Origin of the sequence: Alloalcanivorax mobilis (genome assembly GCF_002864685.1) — a bacterium.
Classification (GTDB): Bacteria; Pseudomonadota; Gammaproteobacteria; order Pseudomonadales; family Alcanivoracaceae; genus Alloalcanivorax; species Alloalcanivorax mobilis.
Genome location: NZ_NMQZ01000002.1, coordinates 18,824 through 38,459 on the forward strand (window position 1 = coordinate 18,824; position 19,636 = coordinate 38,459).

General features: G+C 60.6%; 14 protein-coding genes. 9 read left to right on the plus strand and 5 right to left on the minus strand.

From position 1 onward, the window contains the following. Positions 1 to 100: 100 nt before the first annotated feature. The 3 genes from CGS25_RS01710 to CGS25_RS01720 all read left to right on the plus strand — a co-directional run bounded on the left by CGS25_RS01710 (position 101) and on the right by CGS25_RS01720 (position 5,075). On the plus strand, positions 101 to 2,221 hold the full coding sequence (locus CGS25_RS01710) for a TonB-dependent receptor plug domain-containing protein (protein ID WP_232802200.1): 2,121 nt from the start codon (positions 101 to 103) through the stop codon (positions 2,219 to 2,221). Between the two features lie 92 nt (positions 2,222 to 2,313). Continuing rightward, entirely contained in the window at positions 2,314 to 3,216 is a 903-nt protein-coding gene (locus tag CGS25_RS01715) for a hypothetical protein (protein ID WP_101674357.1), read from the plus strand. After that, complete coding sequence (locus CGS25_RS01720; RefSeq protein ID WP_101674358.1) at positions 3,213 to 5,075, plus strand: ATP-binding protein; 1,863 nt, start codon at positions 3,213 to 3,215, stop codon at positions 5,073 to 5,075. Before CGS25_RS01715 ends, CGS25_RS01720 begins: the two co-directional genes overlap by 4 nt. A 329-nt stretch (positions 5,076 to 5,404) precedes the next feature. On the opposite strand, the gene xseA is transcribed toward CGS25_RS01720, so the two are convergent. Beyond that, positions 5,405 to 6,754, minus strand: a complete 1,350-nt coding sequence (gene xseA / locus CGS25_RS01725) for an exodeoxyribonuclease VII large subunit (protein ID WP_101674359.1) — start codon at positions 6,752 to 6,754, stop codon at positions 5,405 to 5,407. A 403-nt stretch (positions 6,755 to 7,157) separates the two neighbouring features. Between xseA and guaB the strand changes: the two genes are divergently transcribed. From guaB to CGS25_RS01750, 5 genes are all read left to right on the plus strand, one after another. Next, the gene (gene guaB / locus CGS25_RS01730) at positions 7,158 to 8,627 is read left to right on the plus strand and encodes an IMP dehydrogenase (RefSeq protein WP_101674360.1); all 1,470 of its coding nucleotides are present in this window, start codon (positions 7,158 to 7,160) and stop codon (positions 8,625 to 8,627) included. A 170-nt stretch (positions 8,628 to 8,797) separates the two neighbouring features. Continuing rightward, positions 8,798 to 10,369: a glutamine-hydrolyzing GMP synthase gene (gene guaA / locus CGS25_RS01735; protein ID WP_101674361.1), complete on the plus strand. Its 1,572-nt coding sequence runs from the start codon at positions 8,798 to 8,800 to the stop codon at positions 10,367 to 10,369. Positions 10,370 to 10,668: 299 nt separating this feature from the next. Beyond that, entirely contained in the window at positions 10,669 to 11,925 is a 1,257-nt protein-coding gene (locus CGS25_RS01740; protein WP_101674362.1) for a tyrosine-type recombinase/integrase, read from the plus strand. Between the two features lie 76 nt (positions 11,926 to 12,001). Beyond that, positions 12,002 to 12,271 carry a hypothetical protein gene (locus CGS25_RS01745; protein ID WP_101674363.1) on the plus strand — a complete coding sequence of 90 codons (270 nt, stop codon included), beginning with the start codon at positions 12,002 to 12,004 and terminating at the stop codon, positions 12,269 to 12,271. Positions 12,272 to 12,274: 3 nt separating this feature from the next. Beyond that, positions 12,275 to 12,799 carry a helix-turn-helix transcriptional regulator gene (locus CGS25_RS01750; protein ID WP_101674364.1) on the plus strand — a complete coding sequence of 175 codons (525 nt, stop codon included), beginning with the start codon at positions 12,275 to 12,277 and terminating at the stop codon, positions 12,797 to 12,799. A gap of 8 nt (positions 12,800 to 12,807) precedes the next feature. Here CGS25_RS01750 and CGS25_RS01755 read toward each other — a convergent pair whose 3' ends face one another. Both CGS25_RS01755 and CGS25_RS01760 read right to left on the minus strand, forming a co-directional pair. Next, positions 12,808 to 13,155 carry a helix-turn-helix transcriptional regulator gene (locus CGS25_RS01755; protein WP_101674365.1) on the minus strand — a complete coding sequence of 116 codons (348 nt, stop codon included), beginning with the start codon at positions 13,153 to 13,155 and terminating at the stop codon, positions 12,808 to 12,810. A gap of 298 nt (positions 13,156 to 13,453) precedes the next feature. Beyond that, positions 13,454 to 15,157, minus strand: a complete 1,704-nt coding sequence (locus CGS25_RS01760; RefSeq protein ID WP_157933761.1) for a hypothetical protein — start codon at positions 15,155 to 15,157, stop codon at positions 13,454 to 13,456. Between the two features lie 514 nt (positions 15,158 to 15,671). On the opposite strand from CGS25_RS01760, the gene radC reads away from it, so the two are divergent. Next, complete coding sequence (gene radC, locus CGS25_RS01765) at positions 15,672 to 16,181, plus strand: RadC family protein (RefSeq protein ID WP_101674367.1); 510 nt, start codon at positions 15,672 to 15,674, stop codon at positions 16,179 to 16,181. Between the two features lie 33 nt (positions 16,182 to 16,214). Here radC and CGS25_RS01770 read toward each other — a convergent pair whose 3' ends face one another. Continuing rightward, positions 16,215 to 17,801, minus strand: coding sequence for a hypothetical protein (locus CGS25_RS01770; protein WP_232802201.1), 1,587 nt, complete (start codon positions 17,799 to 17,801; stop codon positions 16,215 to 16,217). Continuing rightward, positions 17,767 to 18,897: a nucleoid-associated protein gene (locus CGS25_RS01775; protein WP_101674368.1), complete on the minus strand. Its 1,131-nt coding sequence runs from the start codon at positions 18,895 to 18,897 to the stop codon at positions 17,767 to 17,769. Before CGS25_RS01775 ends, CGS25_RS01770 begins: the two co-directional genes overlap by 35 nt. Positions 18,898 to 19,636: the final 739 nt, after the last annotated feature.

The following is a 19,636-nucleotide window of genomic DNA, read 5'->3' on the forward strand; positions in this document are numbered from 1 at the left end:
AAAGTGAAAAGTTAAAAGCGCGGGCAGGGCGGTGCCGTGGGCGCGCGCCAGCCCGCGTTTCAACTTTCAACCTGTAACCTTCAACTTACTGGGGTACGGGGTGAAACGCCATTGGGGATGGCTGGCGGCGGGGCTGCCAGTAGTGTTGTGTTCGCCGGTCAACGGCGCGGATCGCTTTTTTAACCAGAGCGATGTGCCGCGCGTGCTGACTCCGGCCCGTCTCGATCAGCCGATCTCCGACGTGCCCGCCAGTGTCACCGTGATCGACCGCGACCTGATTCTCGCCAGCGGCGCCCGTGAACTGTATGAAGTGATGCGCCTGGTGCCGGGCATGAGCGTGGCCAAGGCCGATGGCAACGTGCCCTCGGTGGCCTATCACGGCACCCAGGCGCGCGATCAGCGCCGCATGCTGGTGCTGCTGGATGGCCGCAGCGTCTACCAGCCCGGTTTCGCGCGGGTCAACTGGAACGACATTCCGGTGGCCCTGGAAGACGTGGAACGCATCGAAGTGACCCGGGGCCCGGCGGCCGCCGCCTACGGCGCCAACGCCTTCACCGGCGTGATCAACATCATTACCCGCGACCCGCGCGATTACACCGGCCAGCAGGCCCAAGTACGGCTTGGCAACAACGGCATCCGCGACACCCGCATCAGCGCCAGCCATCAGTTCGACAACGGCGCCTGGCGCCTGAGTCTGGGCTCCCAGCGTGATGACGGCTACGACGCCGGGCTGGCGCCCATCGAAGACGGCGACAGCAAGCGCGTGGACCGCATCAACGGCCGCGCGGTCTGGGAGCTGAGCAATGGCGACACCCTGACCCTGCACGGCGGCGGCAGCCAGTCGCGGCTGGACCGCCCGCCGGAATCCAGTCTGGAATCCATCGGTTATTACACCGAGCCCTCCGAGCAGCGTGGCCAGCGGGCCTTCGCCGGCGTTGAATGGCAGCACCCGTTCTCCGCCCGTCATCAGCTCAAGGTGACCAGCTACGCCCAATACAGCAACGAAAGCACCAATCTGGATCTGTGCTTTTATGATCCGATCACCGGCGCCCCCGGCCCCGGGGGCGGGCTGTTCTTCAGCCAGGAGCTGCGCGATCACTACCTGGCCAGCGGCGGCGACATCAACCAGACCCTGGCCACCGCCGCCGCCGACCCGGGCATTCAGAACCGCTACGCCACCCTGCAGGCCAGTGGCGCCAGCGAATTTTGCGGCCAGGCGCGGCTGGATGCCCGCGAGATCCGCTACGATCTGGAAATTCAGGACACCCTGCAATTCACCGACTGGGCGCGGTTGGTGTCCGGCGTCAACGTGCGCCATGACCGGGGTGAATCCCAGGCTTATATGTCCGGCAGCGCCGAGAGCATCAGCCAGCGCCTGTTCGCCAATCTGGCGCTCAAACCGCTGCAGCCGGTGACCATCAATCTCGGCGGCTTCTGGGAACACGATCAGATCACCGGCGACTATTTCAGCCCGCGCGCCGGCGCTAACTGGCAGGTGCTGCCCGGCCACACTCTGCGCCTGGCCTACGCCCGCGCGGTGCGCACTCCGGATTTGTATGAAGACCAGGCCGACATCAATCTGGCGGTCCACGATCTCAACGCGCCGTTCGCCAGTAACCGCCAGGGCCTGCTCGGCTGGGCGCCGGCCTATTTCTTTATTACCCAGCAAAGCCCGGGCACCCTGGAGGCGGAATACGTGCGCTCCCGCGAACTGGGCTATTACGGCCGCTTCGCCGGCGTCGAGCTGGATGTGCGCCTGTTCCGGGAAGACCTCTGGCATCTGGTCAGCGATCCGCTGAATCCGTTCGATTTTCGGCCGAACAATGAAGGAGAAGTGCGCCACCAGGGCGGCGAGGCGCAGCTCACCTGGCGGCCCGGGGCGCGCCACCTGCTGCGTCTGGCCGGCGCCCATATTCACACCCGGGTCAACGACGATTCAGAGAGCCGCTTCGCCGCCGAAGACAGCGCCAGCGCCCTGTGGTTGTGGCGCGTGTCGCCGCGCTGGTGGTTTTCCAGTGCCTACTATCTGGCCAGGGATTACAACGACCACCCGTTCGAACGCCTCGACAGCCAGATTGGCTTTCGCCAGCGTCTGGCCGGCCTGGAGCTGCAATGGCGGCTGCTGGTGCAGCACCCGCTCAACAGCGAGCCGGAGGTGTTCGAAGAGAATCGCTACGAGGATGATGAACGTTACTGGCTCACCATGACGGTGAACTTCTGACCGACCCCGCCGGGGGAACACGGCGGAACCGGGGACACAGGGATGACGAACACGGGGAGACGCACACACAGCAACGCCAGGAGACGCGCGCGATGAGCGCGGCGCGGCGCTGGCTGTGCGCGCTCCCCTTGCTGGCCATGATTGGCCTGGCAGCGGCGGACGTGGCGGCGCCGGAGACCGCGGCCGCGCCGGAAACAGCCGCCGCGCCGCGGATCGAGGTGCGTGAAACCGGTGGTGATCGCCCGGGCCGCTTCGGCGCTGCCCTGCAGGCCCGCCTGGCCCGTGTGCCCTGGCCGGCGGCCGGGCCGGGCGAGCCGCCAACGGTGATCGTGGCGGTGGGGACGGCGGCGTTTCGCGCCAGCCTGGCCGAGCCGGGCCACGGCCCGGTGCTGGGCCTGGATATCCCCCGCGCCGAGGCCGACGCCCTGGTGACGGCGAGTTGCGATTGCAGCGCCCTTTGGCGGGGCGTGTCGTTGCACAGCCAGCTTCGCTTGTTGCGCGAGCTGATGCCCGACGCGCACCGCATCGGTGTGCTCGGCGGCGCCGGCAGCGCCTGGTCGCCGCGCCCCGGCGAGCCAGCGCCGGCCGGGGTGGAATGGGTCACCGTGAACGGCGCCGAGCGGCTTGGCCCGGTGCTGCGCCGCCACCTGCCGGATTGGGACGCCCTGCTGCTGCCGGTGGACGACACTCTGTTTAACGCCGGCACCGCCAAACTGGTGCTGCTCACCAGCTACCGTCAGCGGGTGCCGGTGATCGGGCCGGACGCCGCCTTCGTGCGCGCCGGCAGTGCCGCCAGTGGCGAAGTGTCGCTGGATAACATGCTCGACACGGTCGCTCACTGGCTGCTGCGGCGCCAGCAGCAACAGCGCTGGCCGGCGCCCGATTTCGCCGGGCGCTATTCGCCGGCAATTAACGATTACGTCGCCGACGCCTACGACCTGCGCATCGAAGACCGCGCCGCGCTCCGACGGGCCCTGGTGGAGGACGCTCGATGAAAAAGTCCGGCGGCATTCGCCGACAACTGCAATGGCTGGGCGTGATCCCGGCGCTGATCATGCTGATTCTGGTGCTGGTGGCCCTGATCTGGCAGCGCTTCGAGGACGCCGACAACGAAGTGCGCGAGCTGGGCGGGTTTCTTGCCCAGCAAATGGCGGCCTCCGCCGAATACGGCGTGCTCGCCGGCAGCGTGCCGGACCTGCGCCGCCAGGCGCGCATGCTGCTGCAGCGGCCGGACGTCAAATACGTGCTGTTTCTCGACCAGCATGGCCAATTGCTGCTGCGCGCCGGCGACACCGCCGATCAGAAAACCAGCGAAGTGCTGGAATTCCACGCCGGCGTGTACCGCCAGCCGCCGAGCGTGAAAGAAGGCCCGGAACTGCTGCCCGACCGGGTCGGCGAGGTAGTGCTGGGGTTGTCACGGGCGCGCATTCTGGCGCGCCAGAAGGAGATTCTCGCCGCCAGCCTGCTGCCCGCCCTGCTGGCGATGGTGGTGGGGTTGATCAGCGCCCGCTATCTGGCCCGGCGCATCGCCGAGCCGCTGTCGTATTTGTCCGGCCTGGTGCGGGTGATCCGGCGCGGCGATTATCACGCCCGTGGCACCCACCGCCTGGAAGGTGAGCTGGGCAACCTGCAAACCGACATCAACGAACTGGCCGCTGGCCTGGAACAGGCGCGCCGCGACCAGCACAAAGCCATGGACGACCTGCGCGAAGCCCACCAGCGCGCCGAGACCGCCAGCCAGGCAAAAAGCGACTTTCTCGCCATGATGAGCCACGAGCTGCGCACCCCCATGAACGGCGTGCTCGGCATGCTGCAACTGCTGGAAACCACCCGCCAGAACGACGAGCAGCACGAATACACCGAGGCGGCGCTGGAATCCACCAGCCATTTGTTGGAAGTGATCAACGACATTCTCGATTTCTCGCGCATCGAAGCCGGCCGCATGGACATCGAGCAGACTTACTTCGCGCCCATTCCGCTGTTGCACAACGGCGTGGGCACGTTCCGCTATCTGGCCCGCGAGAAGGGCCTGTATCTGAACCTGGAAGGCACCGGCGACCTGGTCGATCTGGAGTTGCGCTCCGATCCCACCCGCCTGCGGCAGATTCTCAGCAACCTGATCTCCAACGCGGTGAAATTCACCGAACAGGGCGGCATCACCGTGCGCGTGGCGGCCAGCATGGACAGCCACGACATGGTCGATCTGAGCGTGGAAGTGCGCGACACCGGCATCGGCATCGCCGAGCACAAGCGTGACCGGCTGTTCCAGGCGTTCTCGCAGATCGACACCTCCACCTCGCGGCGTTTCGGCGGCACCGGCCTGGGCCTGGTGATCGCCCGGCGCCTGGCGCAGATGCTCGGCGGCGACCTCACCCTGACCAGCGAAGCCGGGCAGGGCAGCAGCTTTACCCTGCGCCTGCGGCTACGCGGCCGGCCCGCCCACCACCCGGCCCCGGCGCTGGATTCCCCCCCCGCCGAGCACCTGCAAGGCACCGTGCTGCTGGTGGAAGACAACGACGTCAACCGCATGGTCGCCCAGCGCATGCTGGAGTACCTGGGGTTACAGGTGGTCACCGCCGGCGACGGCCAGCACGCCCTTGAGCTGGTTCGTCAGCGTTCGTTTGACTGCGTATTGATGGACGTGCAAATGCCGGTGATGGACGGCCTCACCGCCACCCGGGCGCTGCGCCAATGGGAGCGCGAACAGAGCCGCCCGCCGCTGCCGGTGATCGCTCTCACTGCCAACGCCATGGGCGACGAGCGCCAGCGCTGCCTGGATGCCGGCATGGACGCCCACCTCGCCAAGCCGTTCCGGCGCCACGCCCTGGCGCGGCTGCTCAGCCGTTTTTTGTGATTCTCTTCCGGGCGGACATGCTTCCCTCTTGTTGTGTCGCTCATCTGTTGTTTAAGAAAGATGGGAAACTGAGAGATCAGGTGGCCAGAGCCGGGTAGGGCGAGGCTGGCGCGCCGCCCGGCTGCGCCGGTTCGCGGTCGAGGACCGCTCCCACAGCGGCTTCGTTGCTCAGTGGTGCGAATCTGACAAAAACCAGCCGCTCGCGGCTGGAGCGCCGAAGACGGCCCGAAGGCGGCCAACGCCACGAATCAAGTAGAACGCCCAAAAGGGCGTCAACAGCGGCGGGAGGAGCCCGATGACAATCAGATTTCCTCCAATCCGCGACAAAGCTATTTTTTCGGCGGTATAACGGCGGTGACCCGCGACTCAAACTCGCCCCCGGCCAGCCGGGTGGTAACGGTGTCACCCTCGTTCAACGTTGCCGTGGAGCGCAGCGGCTGGCCGCCCACCAGGGTCAGCGAATAACCGCGATCCAGCGTCGCCAGCGGGCTGGCGGTGTTCAGCCGCCGGCCCAGCGAGGTCAAATGCTGCTGCAGCCGTTCCTGGCGGTGCAACAAGGGCACCGGCAGGCGCCGTTGCAACCCTTGAAGCCGCAGCGCCTGCTGTTGCACGCGCTGGGCCGGCGATTGCTGGCGCAGGCGCACATCGAGCGGCTGCCAGCGCCCGCGCAGCAGCGCCAGCCGCTGTTGCAGCGCCCGGCTCAGGCGGCTTTGCAGCTCGTCCACCTGCTGGCGGGTCTGTTCGAGTTGCCGGTACGGATGGCGCGCCCGCTGGCGCCGGGCCAGGCCGTCCAGGCGCTGGCGCTGGCGGCTCAGGTCGTGGCCCATCAACTGCCGCAGCCGGCGTGCCATCACCCCCAGCCGCGCCCGCAGGGCGTCGCCGTCCGGGCTGATCAGCTCCGCCGCCGCCGAGGGCGTGGGCGCGCGCAGAGCAGCGGCAAAGTCGGTGAGCGCGAAATCTACCTCGTGGCCCACCGCGCTGACCACCGGAATCGGGCTGTCCGCCACCGCGCGCACCAGGGCCTCATCGTTGAACGCCCACAAATCCTCCAGGCTGCCGCCGCCCCGGCCGATCACCAGCACGTCGCACTCGTTGCGCCGGATCGCCAGTTGCAACGCCTGGCACAGCGCCGCCGGCGCCTCGGCGCCCTGCACCGGCACCGGGTAAATCACCACCGGTGTCCACGGGCTGCGGCGCTTGAGCACATGCAGAATATCGCGGATCGCCGCGCCGCTGGGGCTGGTGATTACGCCAATTTGCCGGGGCCAGGGTGGTAGTGGGCGCTTACGTTCCTGGGCGAACAGGCCTTCAGCTTCGAGCTGTGCCTTCAAGGCCTCGAAGCGCGCCCGCAGCGCCCCTTCGCCGGCCTCTTCCATGTGCTCCACCACCAGCTGGAAGCTGCCGCGTGGCACATACAGGGTCACCCGCGCCCTGACCAGCACCTGCTGACCATCGCGCGGCTGAAACCGCAGCAGGCTGTTGCGCCCCCGGAACATCGCCGCGTTCACCTGGGCGCGCTCATCCTTAAGGCTGAAATACCAATGCCCCGAGCGCGGCCGCGACAGATTCGACAACTCCCCCTGCAACCAGATCAACGGAAAGCTGCCCTCCAGCAGGCCCTGGGCCTCCAGATTAAGACGGCTGATGGAAAACGGTTGGCTACGCGATGAAGGTTCCATGGGGCGCAATGTAAGGCGCCACGGCGGCTGCGGCAAGCTTCAACGCCTATCGTTCTGGCGCCAGTTACAAGTTGAAAGTTAAAGGTTAAAAGGTCGCAGCAGCATCACATGCCCGCGGTCTTTGGCCGGGAGCGCGCCTCGCCTGAGCGCGGACATGGCGGGGCGGAGCACTGCCGGCCGGCCCGCGTTTCAACTTTTAACTTTCAACTTGTAACTCCTGCCCAATGGCCGCCGGACATTGCCGCTAAGGCCGGGAATGCTTTATAATGATCGGCTTAATTAACGGAGCCCTGGTTAGTCCAGCGCCGGTTCCCACCTGCCTAAACCGGCTTCCCGGCCGGCCCCAAGCCCGGTGCCCGAGGCGACCGAACTCCGCCAGTTTCTCTTAGCTTTAGGGTGCCCTATGCTCAGAATCGCCCAAGAAGCACTGACGTTCGACGACGTTCTGCTCCTGCCCGCCCACTCCGACGTGCTGCCCAAGGATGTGTCCCTGAAGACGCGCCTGACCCGTGGCATCGAGTTGAACGTGCCGCTGATCTCCGCGGCCATGGACACCGTGACCGAGCACCGCCTGGCCATCACCATGGCCCAGGAAGGCGGCATCGGCATTCTGCACAAGAGCATGCCGCTGGAAGATCAGGCCCGCCAGGTGCGCGCGGTCAAGAAATACGAATCCGGCGTCGTCAAGGATCCGATCACCATCAGCCCCAACGCCACCGTGCGCGAGCTGATCCACCTCACCGACGCGCACAATATTTCCGGCGTGCCGGTGGTGGAAGGCGAGCAGGTGGTGGGCATCGTCACCAGCCGTGACACCCGTTTCATCACCGATTACGACCAGTCCGTGGCCGACATCATGACCAGCCAGGACCGCCTGGTGACGGTGGGCGAGGGCGCCAGCGCCGACGAAGTGCAAACCCTGCTGCACCGTCACCGCATCGAGAAGATCCTGGTGGTCAACGAAACCGGCGCGCTGCGCGGCATGATCACTGTCAAGGACATCGAGAAAGCCACCCGCTACCCGAACGCTTGCAAGGACAGCCAGGGCCGCCTGCGCGTCGGCGCCGCCGTCGGCACCGGTGACGGCACCGAAGAGCGCGTCGCCGCGCTGGTGGAAGCCGGTGTCGACGTGATCGTGGTGGACACCGCCCACGGCCACAGCCAGGGCGTGCTCAACCGGGTCGCCTGGGTGAAGAAAAACTTCCCGGACGTGCAGGTAATCGGCGGCAACATCGCCACCGCCGCCGCCGCCAAAGCGCTGGTTGACGCCGGCGCCGACGGCGTCAAAGTGGGCATCGGGCCCGGCTCCATCTGCACCACCCGCATCGTCGCCGGCATCGGCGTGCCGCAGATCACCGCCGTCTCCGACGTCGCCGAAGCGCTCAAGGGCACCGATGTGCCGCTGATCTCCGATGGCGGCATCCGCTTCTCCGGCGACATCGCCAAGGCCATCGCCGCCGGCGCCCACGCCATCATGATCGGCTCCCTGCTCGCCGGCACCGAGGAAGCCCCCGGCGAAGTGGAGCTGTTCCAGGGCGGCTACTACAAAGCCTACCGCGGCATGGGCTCGCTCGGCGCCATGTCCGGCAAAACCGGCTCCTCCGACCGCTATTTCCAGGACGCCGCCGCTGGCATCGAAAAGCTGGTGCCCGAAGGCATCGAAGGCCGCGTACCCTACAAAGGCCCGATGAGCGCCATCGTCCACCAACTGATGGGCGGCCTGCGCGCCTCCATGGGCTACACCGGCTGCGCCAGCATCGAAGAAATGCGCACCAAACCGGAATTCGTCAAAGTCACCAACGCCGGCATGAAAGAAAGCCACGTGCATGACGTGACGATTACCAAGGAAGCTCCGAATTATCCAGTGGGCTGAGCCCACTGGAGCTGGACGCCTGACGCCGGACGCCAGACGCTAAAAATCGGACGAGCCGCGGCTCGCCCGATTTTTGTTTTTAAAGCGTCCAGTATCCGGCGTCAGGCGTCCAGCGTCACAACAACCCGGCGTCCGGCGTCCAGCGTCCGGCGTCCAGCGGAATTTAAGCCATGCAAGACATCCACGCCCAGCGCCTTCTGATCCTCGACTTCGGCTCCCAATACACCCAGCTGATCGCCCGCCGCGTGCGTGAAATCGGCGTGTACTGCGAGATCCGCGCCTTCGACATCAGCGCCGAAGAGATCGCCGAGTTCGACCCCAAAGGCATCATCCTCTCCGGCGGCCCGGAATCCGTCACCGCCGCCGAGACCCCGCGTGCCCCGCAAGCGGTGTTTGAACAGGGCGTGCCGGTGCTGGGCATCTGCTACGGCATGCAAACCATGGCCGAGCAACTGGGCGGCACCGTGGTGGCCGGTGAAAAACACGAATTCGGCTACGCCCGCGTCACCAAGGCCGAAGGCAACGGCCTGCTCGACGGCATCGTCGACCACGAAGAGGGCGGCCAGGAATTCCTGGACGTCTGGATGAGCCACGGCGACCGCGTCGGCAGCGTCCCCGAAGGCTTTGTTGTCACCGCCACCACCGACAGCTGCCCCATCGCCGGCATGGCCAACGACGAAAAGCGCTTCTACGGCATCCAGTTCCACCCGGAAGTCACCCACACCCTGCAAGGCGGCCGCCTGCTGGAACGCTTTATCCGCGAACTGTGCACCTGCGACGCCCTCTGGACCCCCGCCAAGATCATCGACGACGCCATCGCCACCATCAAAGAACAGGTCGGCACCGACGAAGTCATTCTGGGCCTCTCCGGTGGCGTCGACTCCTCCGTGGTCGCCGCGCTCCTCCATAAGGCGATCGGCGACCAGCTCACCTGCGTGTTCGTCGACAACGGCCTCCTGCGCCACGGCGAAGGCGACCAGGTAATGGAAATGTTCGCCGAACACATGGGCGTGCGCGTCATCCGCGTCGACGCCGAAGACCACTTCCTCTCCCGCCTCGCCGGCGAAGCCGACCCCGAGAAGAAGCGCAAAATCATCGGCAACACCTTCATCGACATCTTCGACGCCGAAGCCTCCAAACTCAAAAACGCCCACTGGCTCGCCCAAGGCACCATCTACCCGGACGTGATCGAATCCGCCGCCTCCAAAACCGGCGGCGCCCACGTGATCAAATCCCACCACAACGTTGGCGGCCTGCCCGAGCACATGAAACTCAAGCTCGTCGAACCCCTGCGCGAGCTGTTCAAAGACGAAGTGCGCAAAATCGGCCTCGAGCTCGGCTTGCCCTACGACATGGTCTACCGCCACCCCTTCCCCGGCCCCGGCCTGGGCGTGCGCATCCTCGGTGAAGTAAAGAAAGAATACGCCGACACCCTGCGCCTGGCGGACCACATCTTCATCCAGGAACTGCACGCCGCCGGCCTCTACCACAAAACCAGCCAGGCCTTCGCCGTCTTCCTCCCGGTCAAATCCGTCGGCGTCGTCGGCGACGCCCGCCGCTACGAATACGTCGTCGCCCTGCGCGCTGTCGAAACCATCGACTTCATGACCGCCCGCTGGGCGCATTTGCCGTACGAGTTTCTGGAGAAGGTGTCTAGCCGGATCATCAATGAGATTCCGGGCATCAGCCGCGTGACGTACGATATTTCGTCCAAGCCGCCGGCTACGATTGAGTGGGAGTGAAAATACGTCTTTCAGGGGCTATCGGTAGCGATCGGAAAAGCGACGTAACTTTATGATTCTTAGGAATTTACGTCGCATTACCTATCGGTGGCTATCGGCGGCAAGCAGAAACACCTGTCGGTAAAAGCGACGGTATCGCAAATCCCTCGAAGAACGACTCTCCCAATTACCGTCATGGCAATTTTCGGCATGACGGTAAAACTACGCCCTAACTTCTTTTGGTAACAAGGAGTTAGGGACATCATCAGGGCTCCTGACCCTTGACGGTAACTAACCGCAAACACAGGAGAGTCCCTGACATGCTGACCGATACAGCGCTACGCAAACTCAAGCCCAAAGCTGCCACCTACAAGGTCGCTGACCGCGATGGTATGTACGTGACGGTGTCGAAAAACGGTACCGTCACCTTCCGCTATGACTACCGCCTCAACGGCCGCCGCGAAACCCTCACCCTGGGCCGCTACGGGCCGGGCGGTATTTCCTTGGCCTTGGCGCGTGAGCGCCTGTTGGATGCCCGCAAGGTGGTGGCGGAGGGCCGCTCTCCTGCCCAGGAGAAGCAGCGGGAAAAGCGCCGCCTGTCCCGTGCGAAGACCTTCGCCGAATTCACTGATGTGTGGATGGAAGCCTCCGGCATGGCTGACAGCACCAGAGCCATGCGCAAGCACATCGTCGATCGCGATATCCTGCCGGTCTTCAAGAGCCGCTTGTTGGTGGAAATTACACCCGACGATCTTCGAGCCCTTTGTCTGAAGGTCAAGAAGCGCGGGGCGCCGGCAACCGCCATCCATGTTCGCGATATCGTCAAGCAGGTATACGCGCACGCCATCATGCATGGCGAGAAGGTGGCCAACCCGGCCGATGAGGTGAGCCCTTCCTCCATCGCAACCTTCGCACCGAAGGACCGTGCGCTGTCACCCGCTGAAATCCGTCTGATGGTCCATGAGATGGAAACCATCCCCACATCGCCGACCATTCGCCTGGCGCTGCGCATGGTCCTGCTGACCTTGGTGAGGAAAGGAGAACTGCTCAAGGCGACTTGGGATGAAGTGGATTTTGAAGCGGGTGTGTGGAGTATCCCCAAGGAACGGATGAAGCGCCGTTTTCCTCATAACGTCTACCTATCCCGGCAGGCATTGGACATCCTCGTGGCGCTGAAGACCTGCGCTGGTGGCTCCAAGTACTTACTCCCGGCCCGTTATGACGGTGACCAGTGCATATCCATGGGCACGCTGAACCGGGTGACTCTGAAGATTTCGGAGCAAGCGCGGAAAAAGGGACTGCCGCTGGAACCCTTCACCGTTCACGATTTGCGCCGTACCGGCTCTACGCTACTCAATGAAGTTGGCTTCAATCGAGACTGGATTGAGAAGGCCTTGGCCCACGAGGATGGCCGCTCCTCACGGGCGGTGTATAACAAGGCGGAGTACGCCGAGCAGCGTCGGCACATGCTCCAGGAGTGGGCCAATATGATCGATGCCTGGGCGGAAGGGGGCAGCTACGTTCCGTCCCTGATGCCGGAAAGTATGTCGGTGCCGGCATTGAAGGCATCGGTATGAGCATTGGGAAGCCTTTTCATGGCCCAAGGTTGTCACTTGACAACCTTGGGCGTCATTCCCATACTGGAGACAAGGAATGACTCGTCCATCACATCCGAAGAAAGAGGTTGAAGCCGCGATCAAGCATGCGGAAGAGGAAGGCTGGCGAGTCGAGGTGGGCGGTGGTCATGCCTGGGGCAAGATCTACTGTCCCTACAATGACGATGAATGCCGCTGCGGTGAGTTCTGTATCGCGAGTGTGTGGAGTACGCCGAAAAATCCCGGCAGCCACGCTCGGGCGCTTCGCAGGGTGGTGGACAAATGCTCCACCCACAAGCGCTGGAGTGAGACGGAACCGGAGGATTGAGCCATGGAATACATTTTTACGCTGAAATACCAGTTGGCTGACCACAACAGTGATCTGGATGCACTGGTGGAGCGCCTGGGCGCTGCCGGTTGTGATGACGCCCTGGTGGGCGTGGGGCAGCCTGGTCGTCTGGCGCTGGAATTCTCCCGCGAGGCAGACAGCGCTGAGGAGGCAGTCCGGTCCGCCCTGGCTGATGTCAAAAGCGTGGTTCCTTCCGCGCGCCTGATCGAGGCCTCGCCGGACCTTGTTGGTTTGACCGATGTGGCGGACATTGTGGGCGTTTCCCGACAGGCAATGCGTAAATTGATGCTTGCCCACCGAGCGACGTTTCCCGTGCCGGTTCACGAAGGTAGCGCCTCGATTTGGCATCTCGCAGAAGTGCTTGACTGGCTCAAGGCACGAGGGGGCCACCAAATTGATGTTGGCGTACTGGAAGCAGCGAAAGTGGCATTGGAAGTGAATATCGCCAAGGAATCGATTCGTCATCCGGTGCGTGACCACGGGGATATGGAACTGTTGACCGCCTAGCCAGCCGCTCAGTCATTGCGGCAGAGGACCGGACGGGCGATACGCTGTCTCACGTCCGGTCCTGGAGCGGGGGCTGCTTTTCCTGATCGGGATTGTCGTTTGCGCTCTTCGATCCAGGCCTCCACTTCCTCCAGGTCCCACACCACGCAGCGGGGTGTCAGGTTGAAGCGACGCGGGAATTCGCCACGGCGTTCCATGTCGTAGATCGTTGTTTCAGCCAAGGGCACGATCTGATGCAACTCTTGCCGGCGGATCGTTCTGCGAAAGGGGAGTGGTGGATTCTCCACGTATTGTGGCAACTCCTCGTATCCTGGTGTTCCCGGTAGTGGTAGAGGCTGGCGTGGTTGGGATTCCATGTACGACTCCAATGCCGTGCTCAAGGCGAGTTTGGGCGATGGAGCTATGGTGGCTATTGAAGTCAATTGAGCCAACTTGCTGGGGCGAGTCACAGAAGAGGACGGCGGTAATGGCCGGATGGCTATGGCCAATCTTCCGGAATTAGCGCCGGAGGTTTGCTCCAAGGCTGTTCCACGAGCGTGTCCTGCTGCCATGGTCCAGGGAGGTTTGCATGTTCAGTCTCGCTCAATTAGCGGGCGGCGGTTAGGGGTGCTGATCGCCGCAATGGTGTGCGGCGGCTCGACTGATAACCCAACGCTACAAGCTAAACTCTGGCCCATCGTGGGAACGGGGAGAACGTCGATGCTTGTCCATAGCCTTCTGGTATTTCTTTTCCGGCGTATCACGGTAGTGTTCGCGCAGCCTTTTTCTCAGCTCAAGGACGTAGGGTTCGTCTTCGATGGCGACTAGGAATAAATGCTGAGGGAGATGCCCCGTCGATCCACTGCCGAGAATGCGAAATGCATCCTCAATCGTATCAAACGGTTCGCCCAGGTCGGATGTGGGATTACACAAGCCGAAGCTAACGAAGCTGGCCCAGTCCCAACCAGATGTTCGCACATCTAGTCGCAGGTGGCGGGATCCAGGATCCTTCTGCTCATCGAGCGCGCACTGCTGCAGGGCCTCAGCCGAACTGACGGTTGGCACTGGAGGATAAGGAGTTGAGGGAGATTCATGATAGAACAGGTAGTAGCCCGCCCTAGGCAAGCTGGAAAGTTTTGGGAGCTGGCCTTTGCCGCTCCCTAGGTTAGCAATACCCTGTTCGGCTCGTTTGGCCTGTAAAAGCACGGCTTTCCGGCACCTTAATCCACCCACGTTCAGTGAAATGATCACGCCGAGGTCGGCTCCCACACGGGCTTCTTCAGCCTTGCTCGCGAGTTGAAGGGTGCCCAGATAAGATGAGGACTTGGGATAGCCGAATTGCGGAATCCGTTTGGCGGCCCATCCTGACAGCCAAGATTCTACATAGGCACTGAACCGGCCGTTGAGCGGATCCTCATGCGCCTTGGTGCCGGAAAGGAAGTCTGCTGTCTGCTGTGCGCACTGGAACATGGACCAGTAGACAGTCCAGAGCACGTCGATAGTCAAGTGCTGTGGTGATGTTGCCAGCAGTGGGAGCAACTGCCACTGGTCCGCCGGGTGGGAGTAGAGCGCTAGTTTCTGCGCTGGTGCGTCCCGCATACTGGCAATTGCAAGTTTGGCTGAAGCCTTGGCGATTTCGGTAAAGGCGCCTGTGGCGGGAATGCCAGCATGGTCGCGATAGGCCCTATCCCGAATTTTCTGGGCTTCCTGTTGCCAACGTGCGTAATCAGCTTCGGAAGGGCGAATCTGGAAAACGAGCCTCTCCAGAAGTTTGGTGGCCTCTGCTACGCGATCTGCTTGCACCAAAGCGGCAATGTTCTCGAAATTCTTGGCAAAGTCGGCGGCCAACCAACCTTCGCCGCATGCAGCGTCCATTGGCGCAGCTGCAGCCTTCTTGAATTTGGTAAACGCTGTATGTCTTGCCTGATAGGATGCCAAGGCCCTTTTCAAGGCTGGCTGTTTGCTTCGTTCCTTTTCTACATCGCAGTTGTGTACGGCGATATCCCTGGTTCGCCGCGCTTTAATGTCTGGTTCGTCGAAGTGGCGTTCGGCTTGCGCATACTGGTTTTGGGTATGTCGCCAGTCGTGCCATGCCCGGAATGTTTTAACGGGAGAGAGCAGCCAGCCTAACCTACTTTTCTGCCTCACCTGGAGGAAGCGTTTTCTGCGTGCTTCGGCCTGGGTCCGTATTGGTGAGAGGGCTGCCTCGTGTTCTTGCTCCTCGCTTCGCAAGGCTAAACCCTTGATGCGAAGGATTTCCTGCTCTTTTGCCCGAATATGCTGGTCCAGCGTATCGAGGGTGCGTGATAGAAATGAGGCCAGTGTGCGGCTGGTGGCAGCAAGAGCGTGCCTGCCAGAAAGATGGTTCGGTGTCATCATTGGCTTCCTGGCCATATAGTTCACTTTCCGTAGTAGGACAATGGCGCATAGGTTATCTGAGAAGTAACGCCAATCATTTCAAGCAGTGTACCTGACCATTCCGCTGCGTGTGATGCTGCTGGGCCGATTGCAGCAGGCGATACAGCGGGCGTAGTTCGCAGGGTGGGCAACACCTCGTTTTAACTACCGTATCTACGCGCCCCGGCGTTCCGCCGTCGGGCTCGCGGGCTGCGCCCCGCGCTTCGTGCCGAATCGCGGCCATTCGGCTTTGATCCCTGACACCTCCGGCCCGTGAGGGCCTGCGCGCTCCACTTGCCAGAGGCGGGTGTGTGCAGTGGGCGGGGTGTGGGCGGTCTTGCTGTTCCCTTTACCGTATCACGGCGTTCTCGCCGTCAAGGGCTGCACGTGCTCTGCACGCTTGCGGCCATGGCCGTCCATGACCCTGTGACAGCTTGCGCTGCGCCGTGCTGGTACCGGTTCCGGGCATTTCCGCCCGAATAACCGGAGCACGATCATGACGCAACTGTCCTTTTCCTCGTTCGATTCCTCTCTTCTGGTACGTGACGCGCAGGGGCGCTATATGCCGGCGTCGGTGGACCAGATTCTTGACGCCGCGCGCCAGGTTATCGACCAGAAAATACAGCGGGGGATGTCCTTTACCTCACCGGCTCTCGTCAAAGAGTACCTATGTGCCAAGCTGGCTGGTTTCGAGCATGAAGTCTTTGCGGTACTGTTTCTCGATTCGCAGCATCGCCTGATTGAATACAGCGAGATGTTCCGGGGCACCATCGACAGTGCGTCGGTATATCCGCGAGAAGTGGTCAAGGAAGCTCTGCGGCTCAATGCGGCGGCGGTGATCTTCTCTCATAATCATCCCAGTGGGAATCCTGAACCGAGTCGTGCCGATGAGGCCATCACCAAGCGCCTCAAAGAGTCACTCGCGCTGGTAGACGTGCGTACATTGGATCACGTCATCATCGCTGGTAGCGATACGACGTCCTTTGCTGAGCGTGGCCTGATCTGATCCTGGGGGCTTCGGCCCCTTTTTTCTTAACGGCTATTCGGAGGGTGGTCTAGGCTGCTCATCTTCTAATAGATCAGCACTCTCAGTCTCTTTGTCATTTTCAGACTTGGTTGTCTGCGTTGAGTTGTCTGTGGCCTCAGTGGGCGCTCCGGATTGTTGTGTAACCTCTTTAATAGCGAGCGTTGATTGAGTGCCTGTTGCACTGGGTGGAGGAGTCTGAGAGCTTTTTATGTTTGTTTCGAGCGGCTTTTCTACAGAGTGAAAAAGCGGGATAAGAACAAAGGAAGCCAAAAATATAATTGAAGCATAAATCATGCCTTTATTAGTGAATTTGGCGGTCTTCTTGTATAGCCGGACGGCATCCAATACAGGGCGCAATGCCAACTCCCTGTAATCGGATCGGGTTAATGCAGTATGAACATTTTTGTGCCAACGCCTCATGTTTCGCAGCTCATTCACTAATGACTTCGAGCTGACATGGCGTTGAAGAGTTATGCTGGCCCAAGTAATTGCGAGAACAACGAGGCAAAAAATGATTCCCACGGCTGGCCACGTACTTTTTTGTGATGTTAATAATGTCAGCCGAACACCTAATCCGGTTGCTAATGCCGCAAGACCAACGACAAAGCCAGTGGATAGCCGATGAACTCGCTCGACGATACGTGAAACATCTTCTCCGACGGCTTTCCGAAGATCAGCCATTGCCTTCACCGTCTCTGCTGACTTGGATCTTACATATGCACGATGATCAAGCCGCGCTCCATCAAGCGCTTCTTGCAGTGCTTCAGGTAATACGGTTAGCCAGTCGGTATTGGTGTCTGAATCCCTCACAATTGCGGAAAGACGTCGTACAAGAACTTCATGGCGTGCTTCGGTATCTTGCTTTACAAGTAGCCACTCAGATGCTTGGCAGACTTTCTCATAAGCATTGTTATCCTGGCATTCATTCCCAAGTACAAAGGTACGCTTCCTTGCCCCATTAAGAGATATTTTTGTCTTATCTTCTTCCCATACATCTGAAACAAAAAGTGTGGCTAGCTTCCGAGTTGCCTTGTTTTTCCAGACCTCCCACGGTTCGCCACTCCCTTGGTCGCCCAATAGTATCCAGCGATATGGGTCAGCAGGAACAGTGGTACCAGTTAGATCTCGTACGATGCCTTTTCTCGGGTCAATCGCATCTGGGCTCGGGTCTAAATAAGTCAAACCAGACAAAGGGATACCGTCCCAAGGCAAAACGGAAAAACCTCGGGTTTTGAATTCAGTAAATGAGCCCAGTACCAACAGCTCTCTGGATAGAGTTAACGACTGATCATCAAGAGCTGATGAAAACCCTGCCAACGTAGCAAAGAAAACCCTGCCGCCTACCGGCTTCTTTACGACAAGGGTAACATCCTCGTTCGTGATAAAATCTATAGAAATCTCTGAAAACTCACCATCGCGAATTGAAACCGACCACTCGTCAGACATCTCTTTCAAGAAGTCGTCATACGCCAGCTTAAACGAATCCGATTGTTCTGGAGAAACTCGGCCGGAAATATCGAGTTGCCCAATGGTTTCTCGAATATTTGCATGATTTCCTAACCCGTCAATCAGGGATTCTAGGCATTTTTTCGAGTTCATCGTTCCGTTCCAGACCGGTGGACCGTATCGTTATTTCAACGCCGCCATTGTCTTCATCTTTTATTTTTACGTTTTTGTTCTCTTCATGTCCTGCACTGAATAAAAGGGTAATTCCTTCGTTCGTGACTACACGACGGTATTCGGCTGCAGGGGGGGTGGCTCCCTCGAACTTGAATGCTTCTGTACTTATATTTTTGTTGGCGAGTTTGCTCTTAAAAGTTTTAAGGATTTTTGCTTCAGGGGAAACTCCCTGCAATACAGTGCTCAAAAACTCTTCAGGCTTTTCAAAGTCAAAACCATCAAGTCTTGAGATCGCTGTCCGAACAAAGCGTTTAGGGGCTTTAGCAACTTCGGCAGGAACTTCATGTTTGTTTGCTTTTATAGATTCGACAGCGGCATCTTCAAGACGTTTAGTCAGTTCGATAGGCTCAAACGTACGTTTAATATCCAAGAAGTTGGCAAAATGTTGGGTTGCATCTCGGTAGCGGCCGGATGAATGGTCAATGACAACGACTGATGATTGAGGCGTCTTATGCTTGGTGGATTTTCTATAATCTTGGAATCGAATGACCGCAGATTTCTGCATAGCTTTGCGATCTTTGGTAAATGTTTCCACAAGCGTCTGGAGATCAGGGACAGGGTTTCCATCGGCGTCTAAAACTGGTGTACCGCTCTCGTCTTTAATGTAGGAGTAAGAGACTACTTGCTGGTGCTCATACTTAATAACTGCGACCAGTTGAACGTTTCCTGTCGTTTTAAGTGCAAAGAGCATTAATACGCCTGGAGCAAGACGCTTGTCCTGTTTGACTTTGTCTTTGAACCGGTCTGCGAGATCATGCGAGACCTGAATAAAATCATCGTCCCCGTCAGAGGTTGGTAGAGCTCGATAGAGAAGTTCGGGAACACCTGCACCTGGAAGAAATTCGTACGCGGCCCCACGAAGGGTTTCTTTGACGCGTTCAACAAAAAAATCGACGCATTGCGGCGGCTTCACTTCTGCTAGAAAGGTGGGTGATTCCGACGCGGGATCGACAACGTGGAAAATCATTCGTTCAATGGTTAGATTTTCAACCTCGGTCTCGCTAAGAAAGCTCATCGACGCTCCATTTTTAACCGGTCTAAGAGCAAGCTATACGTAAACTTGGTTTTCAGACCGCTGTTATCGCTTTTGAGGATGGTCACTAGAAAGTATAGGAATTGATACTTCACAAACTCTTGGATTTTCAACTCCCCCTTTGTTCAACCCCCTAATTTACCAGAAATTCATAACATTTGGACACACTTTCACGTCTTCGCTTCGCGAACCGCGCTGCTCCAGGTTCGCTATCCGCTCATCCCTGACGGGACTGGCTGGTGCCAGCCACGCCTACGGCCCAGCTTCCAGCTTCGGGCCTGCGCGCTTCGCTTGCGTGCAGTCTGCACATTGAAGAGGTCGTTGCCTGTCCAGCCATCTCTCCTGATTCCATCACCTTGTCCGCGACTGTAGCCCGCATCCGTGTGCCATCAAGGCGCGCCGGGCTTTCAGGCTGCGCCTCGTGCCGACTTCGCTGTCACGGCCATTCGGCTTCAATCCCTCACGCCTTCGCGCCTGCGGCGCTGCGCGCTCCGCTTGCCAATCTTGCTCCGCGGTTCGTTACCGCAATGGCAATGCTCCGGCTTGCTGCCGCAGGTTGTGCGAAAGCGTGCCGTCCATGACGCTAGCGGTTCAGCGCAATCACGTCACGAAAGACAGTTCGCCCGGCCTCGCTTCTATGGAGCTTCCACACCACTCCTCAAGCATGTGCCCGCGAGCTGCAGTAGGGACGCTCTGACCTTGTCGTCGGGGCTTTGACCTG

Bases quoted from the DNA above. Each gene is read 5' to 3' on its own strand.
- guaB (WP_101674360.1), top strand. From the start codon at position 7,158: ATGCTCAGAATCGCCCAAGAAGCACTGACGTTCGACGACGTTCTGCTC.
- CGS25_RS01740 (WP_101674362.1), top strand. From the start codon at position 10,669: ATGCTGACCGATACAGCGCTACGCAAACTCAAGCCCAAAGCTGCCACC.
- CGS25_RS01720 (WP_101674358.1), top strand. From the start codon at position 3,213: ATGAAAAAGTCCGGCGGCATTCGCCGACAACTGCAATGGCTGGGCGTG.
- xseA (WP_101674359.1), bottom strand. From the start codon at position 6,754: ATGGAACCTTCATCGCGTAGCCAACCGTTTTCCATCAGCCGTCTTAAT.
- guaA (WP_101674361.1), top strand. From the start codon at position 8,798: ATGCAAGACATCCACGCCCAGCGCCTTCTGATCCTCGACTTCGGCTCC.
- CGS25_RS01750 (WP_101674364.1), top strand. From the start codon at position 12,275: ATGGAATACATTTTTACGCTGAAATACCAGTTGGCTGACCACAACAGT.
- CGS25_RS01745 (WP_101674363.1), top strand. From the start codon at position 12,002: ATGACTCGTCCATCACATCCGAAGAAAGAGGTTGAAGCCGCGATCAAG.
- CGS25_RS01770 (WP_232802201.1), bottom strand. From the start codon at position 17,801: ATGAACTCGAAAAAATGCCTAGAATCCCTGATTGACGGGTTAGGAAAT.
- CGS25_RS01775 (WP_101674368.1), bottom strand. From the start codon at position 18,897: ATGAGCTTTCTTAGCGAGACCGAGGTTGAAAATCTAACCATTGAACGA.
- CGS25_RS01755 (WP_101674365.1), bottom strand. From the start codon at position 13,155: ATGGAATCCCAACCACGCCAGCCTCTACCACTACCGGGAACACCAGGA.
- CGS25_RS01760 (WP_157933761.1), bottom strand. From the start codon at position 15,157: ATGATGACACCGAACCATCTTTCTGGCAGGCACGCTCTTGCTGCCACC.
- CGS25_RS01715 (WP_101674357.1), top strand. From the start codon at position 2,314: ATGAGCGCGGCGCGGCGCTGGCTGTGCGCGCTCCCCTTGCTGGCCATG.
- radC (WP_101674367.1), top strand. From the start codon at position 15,672: ATGACGCAACTGTCCTTTTCCTCGTTCGATTCCTCTCTTCTGGTACGT.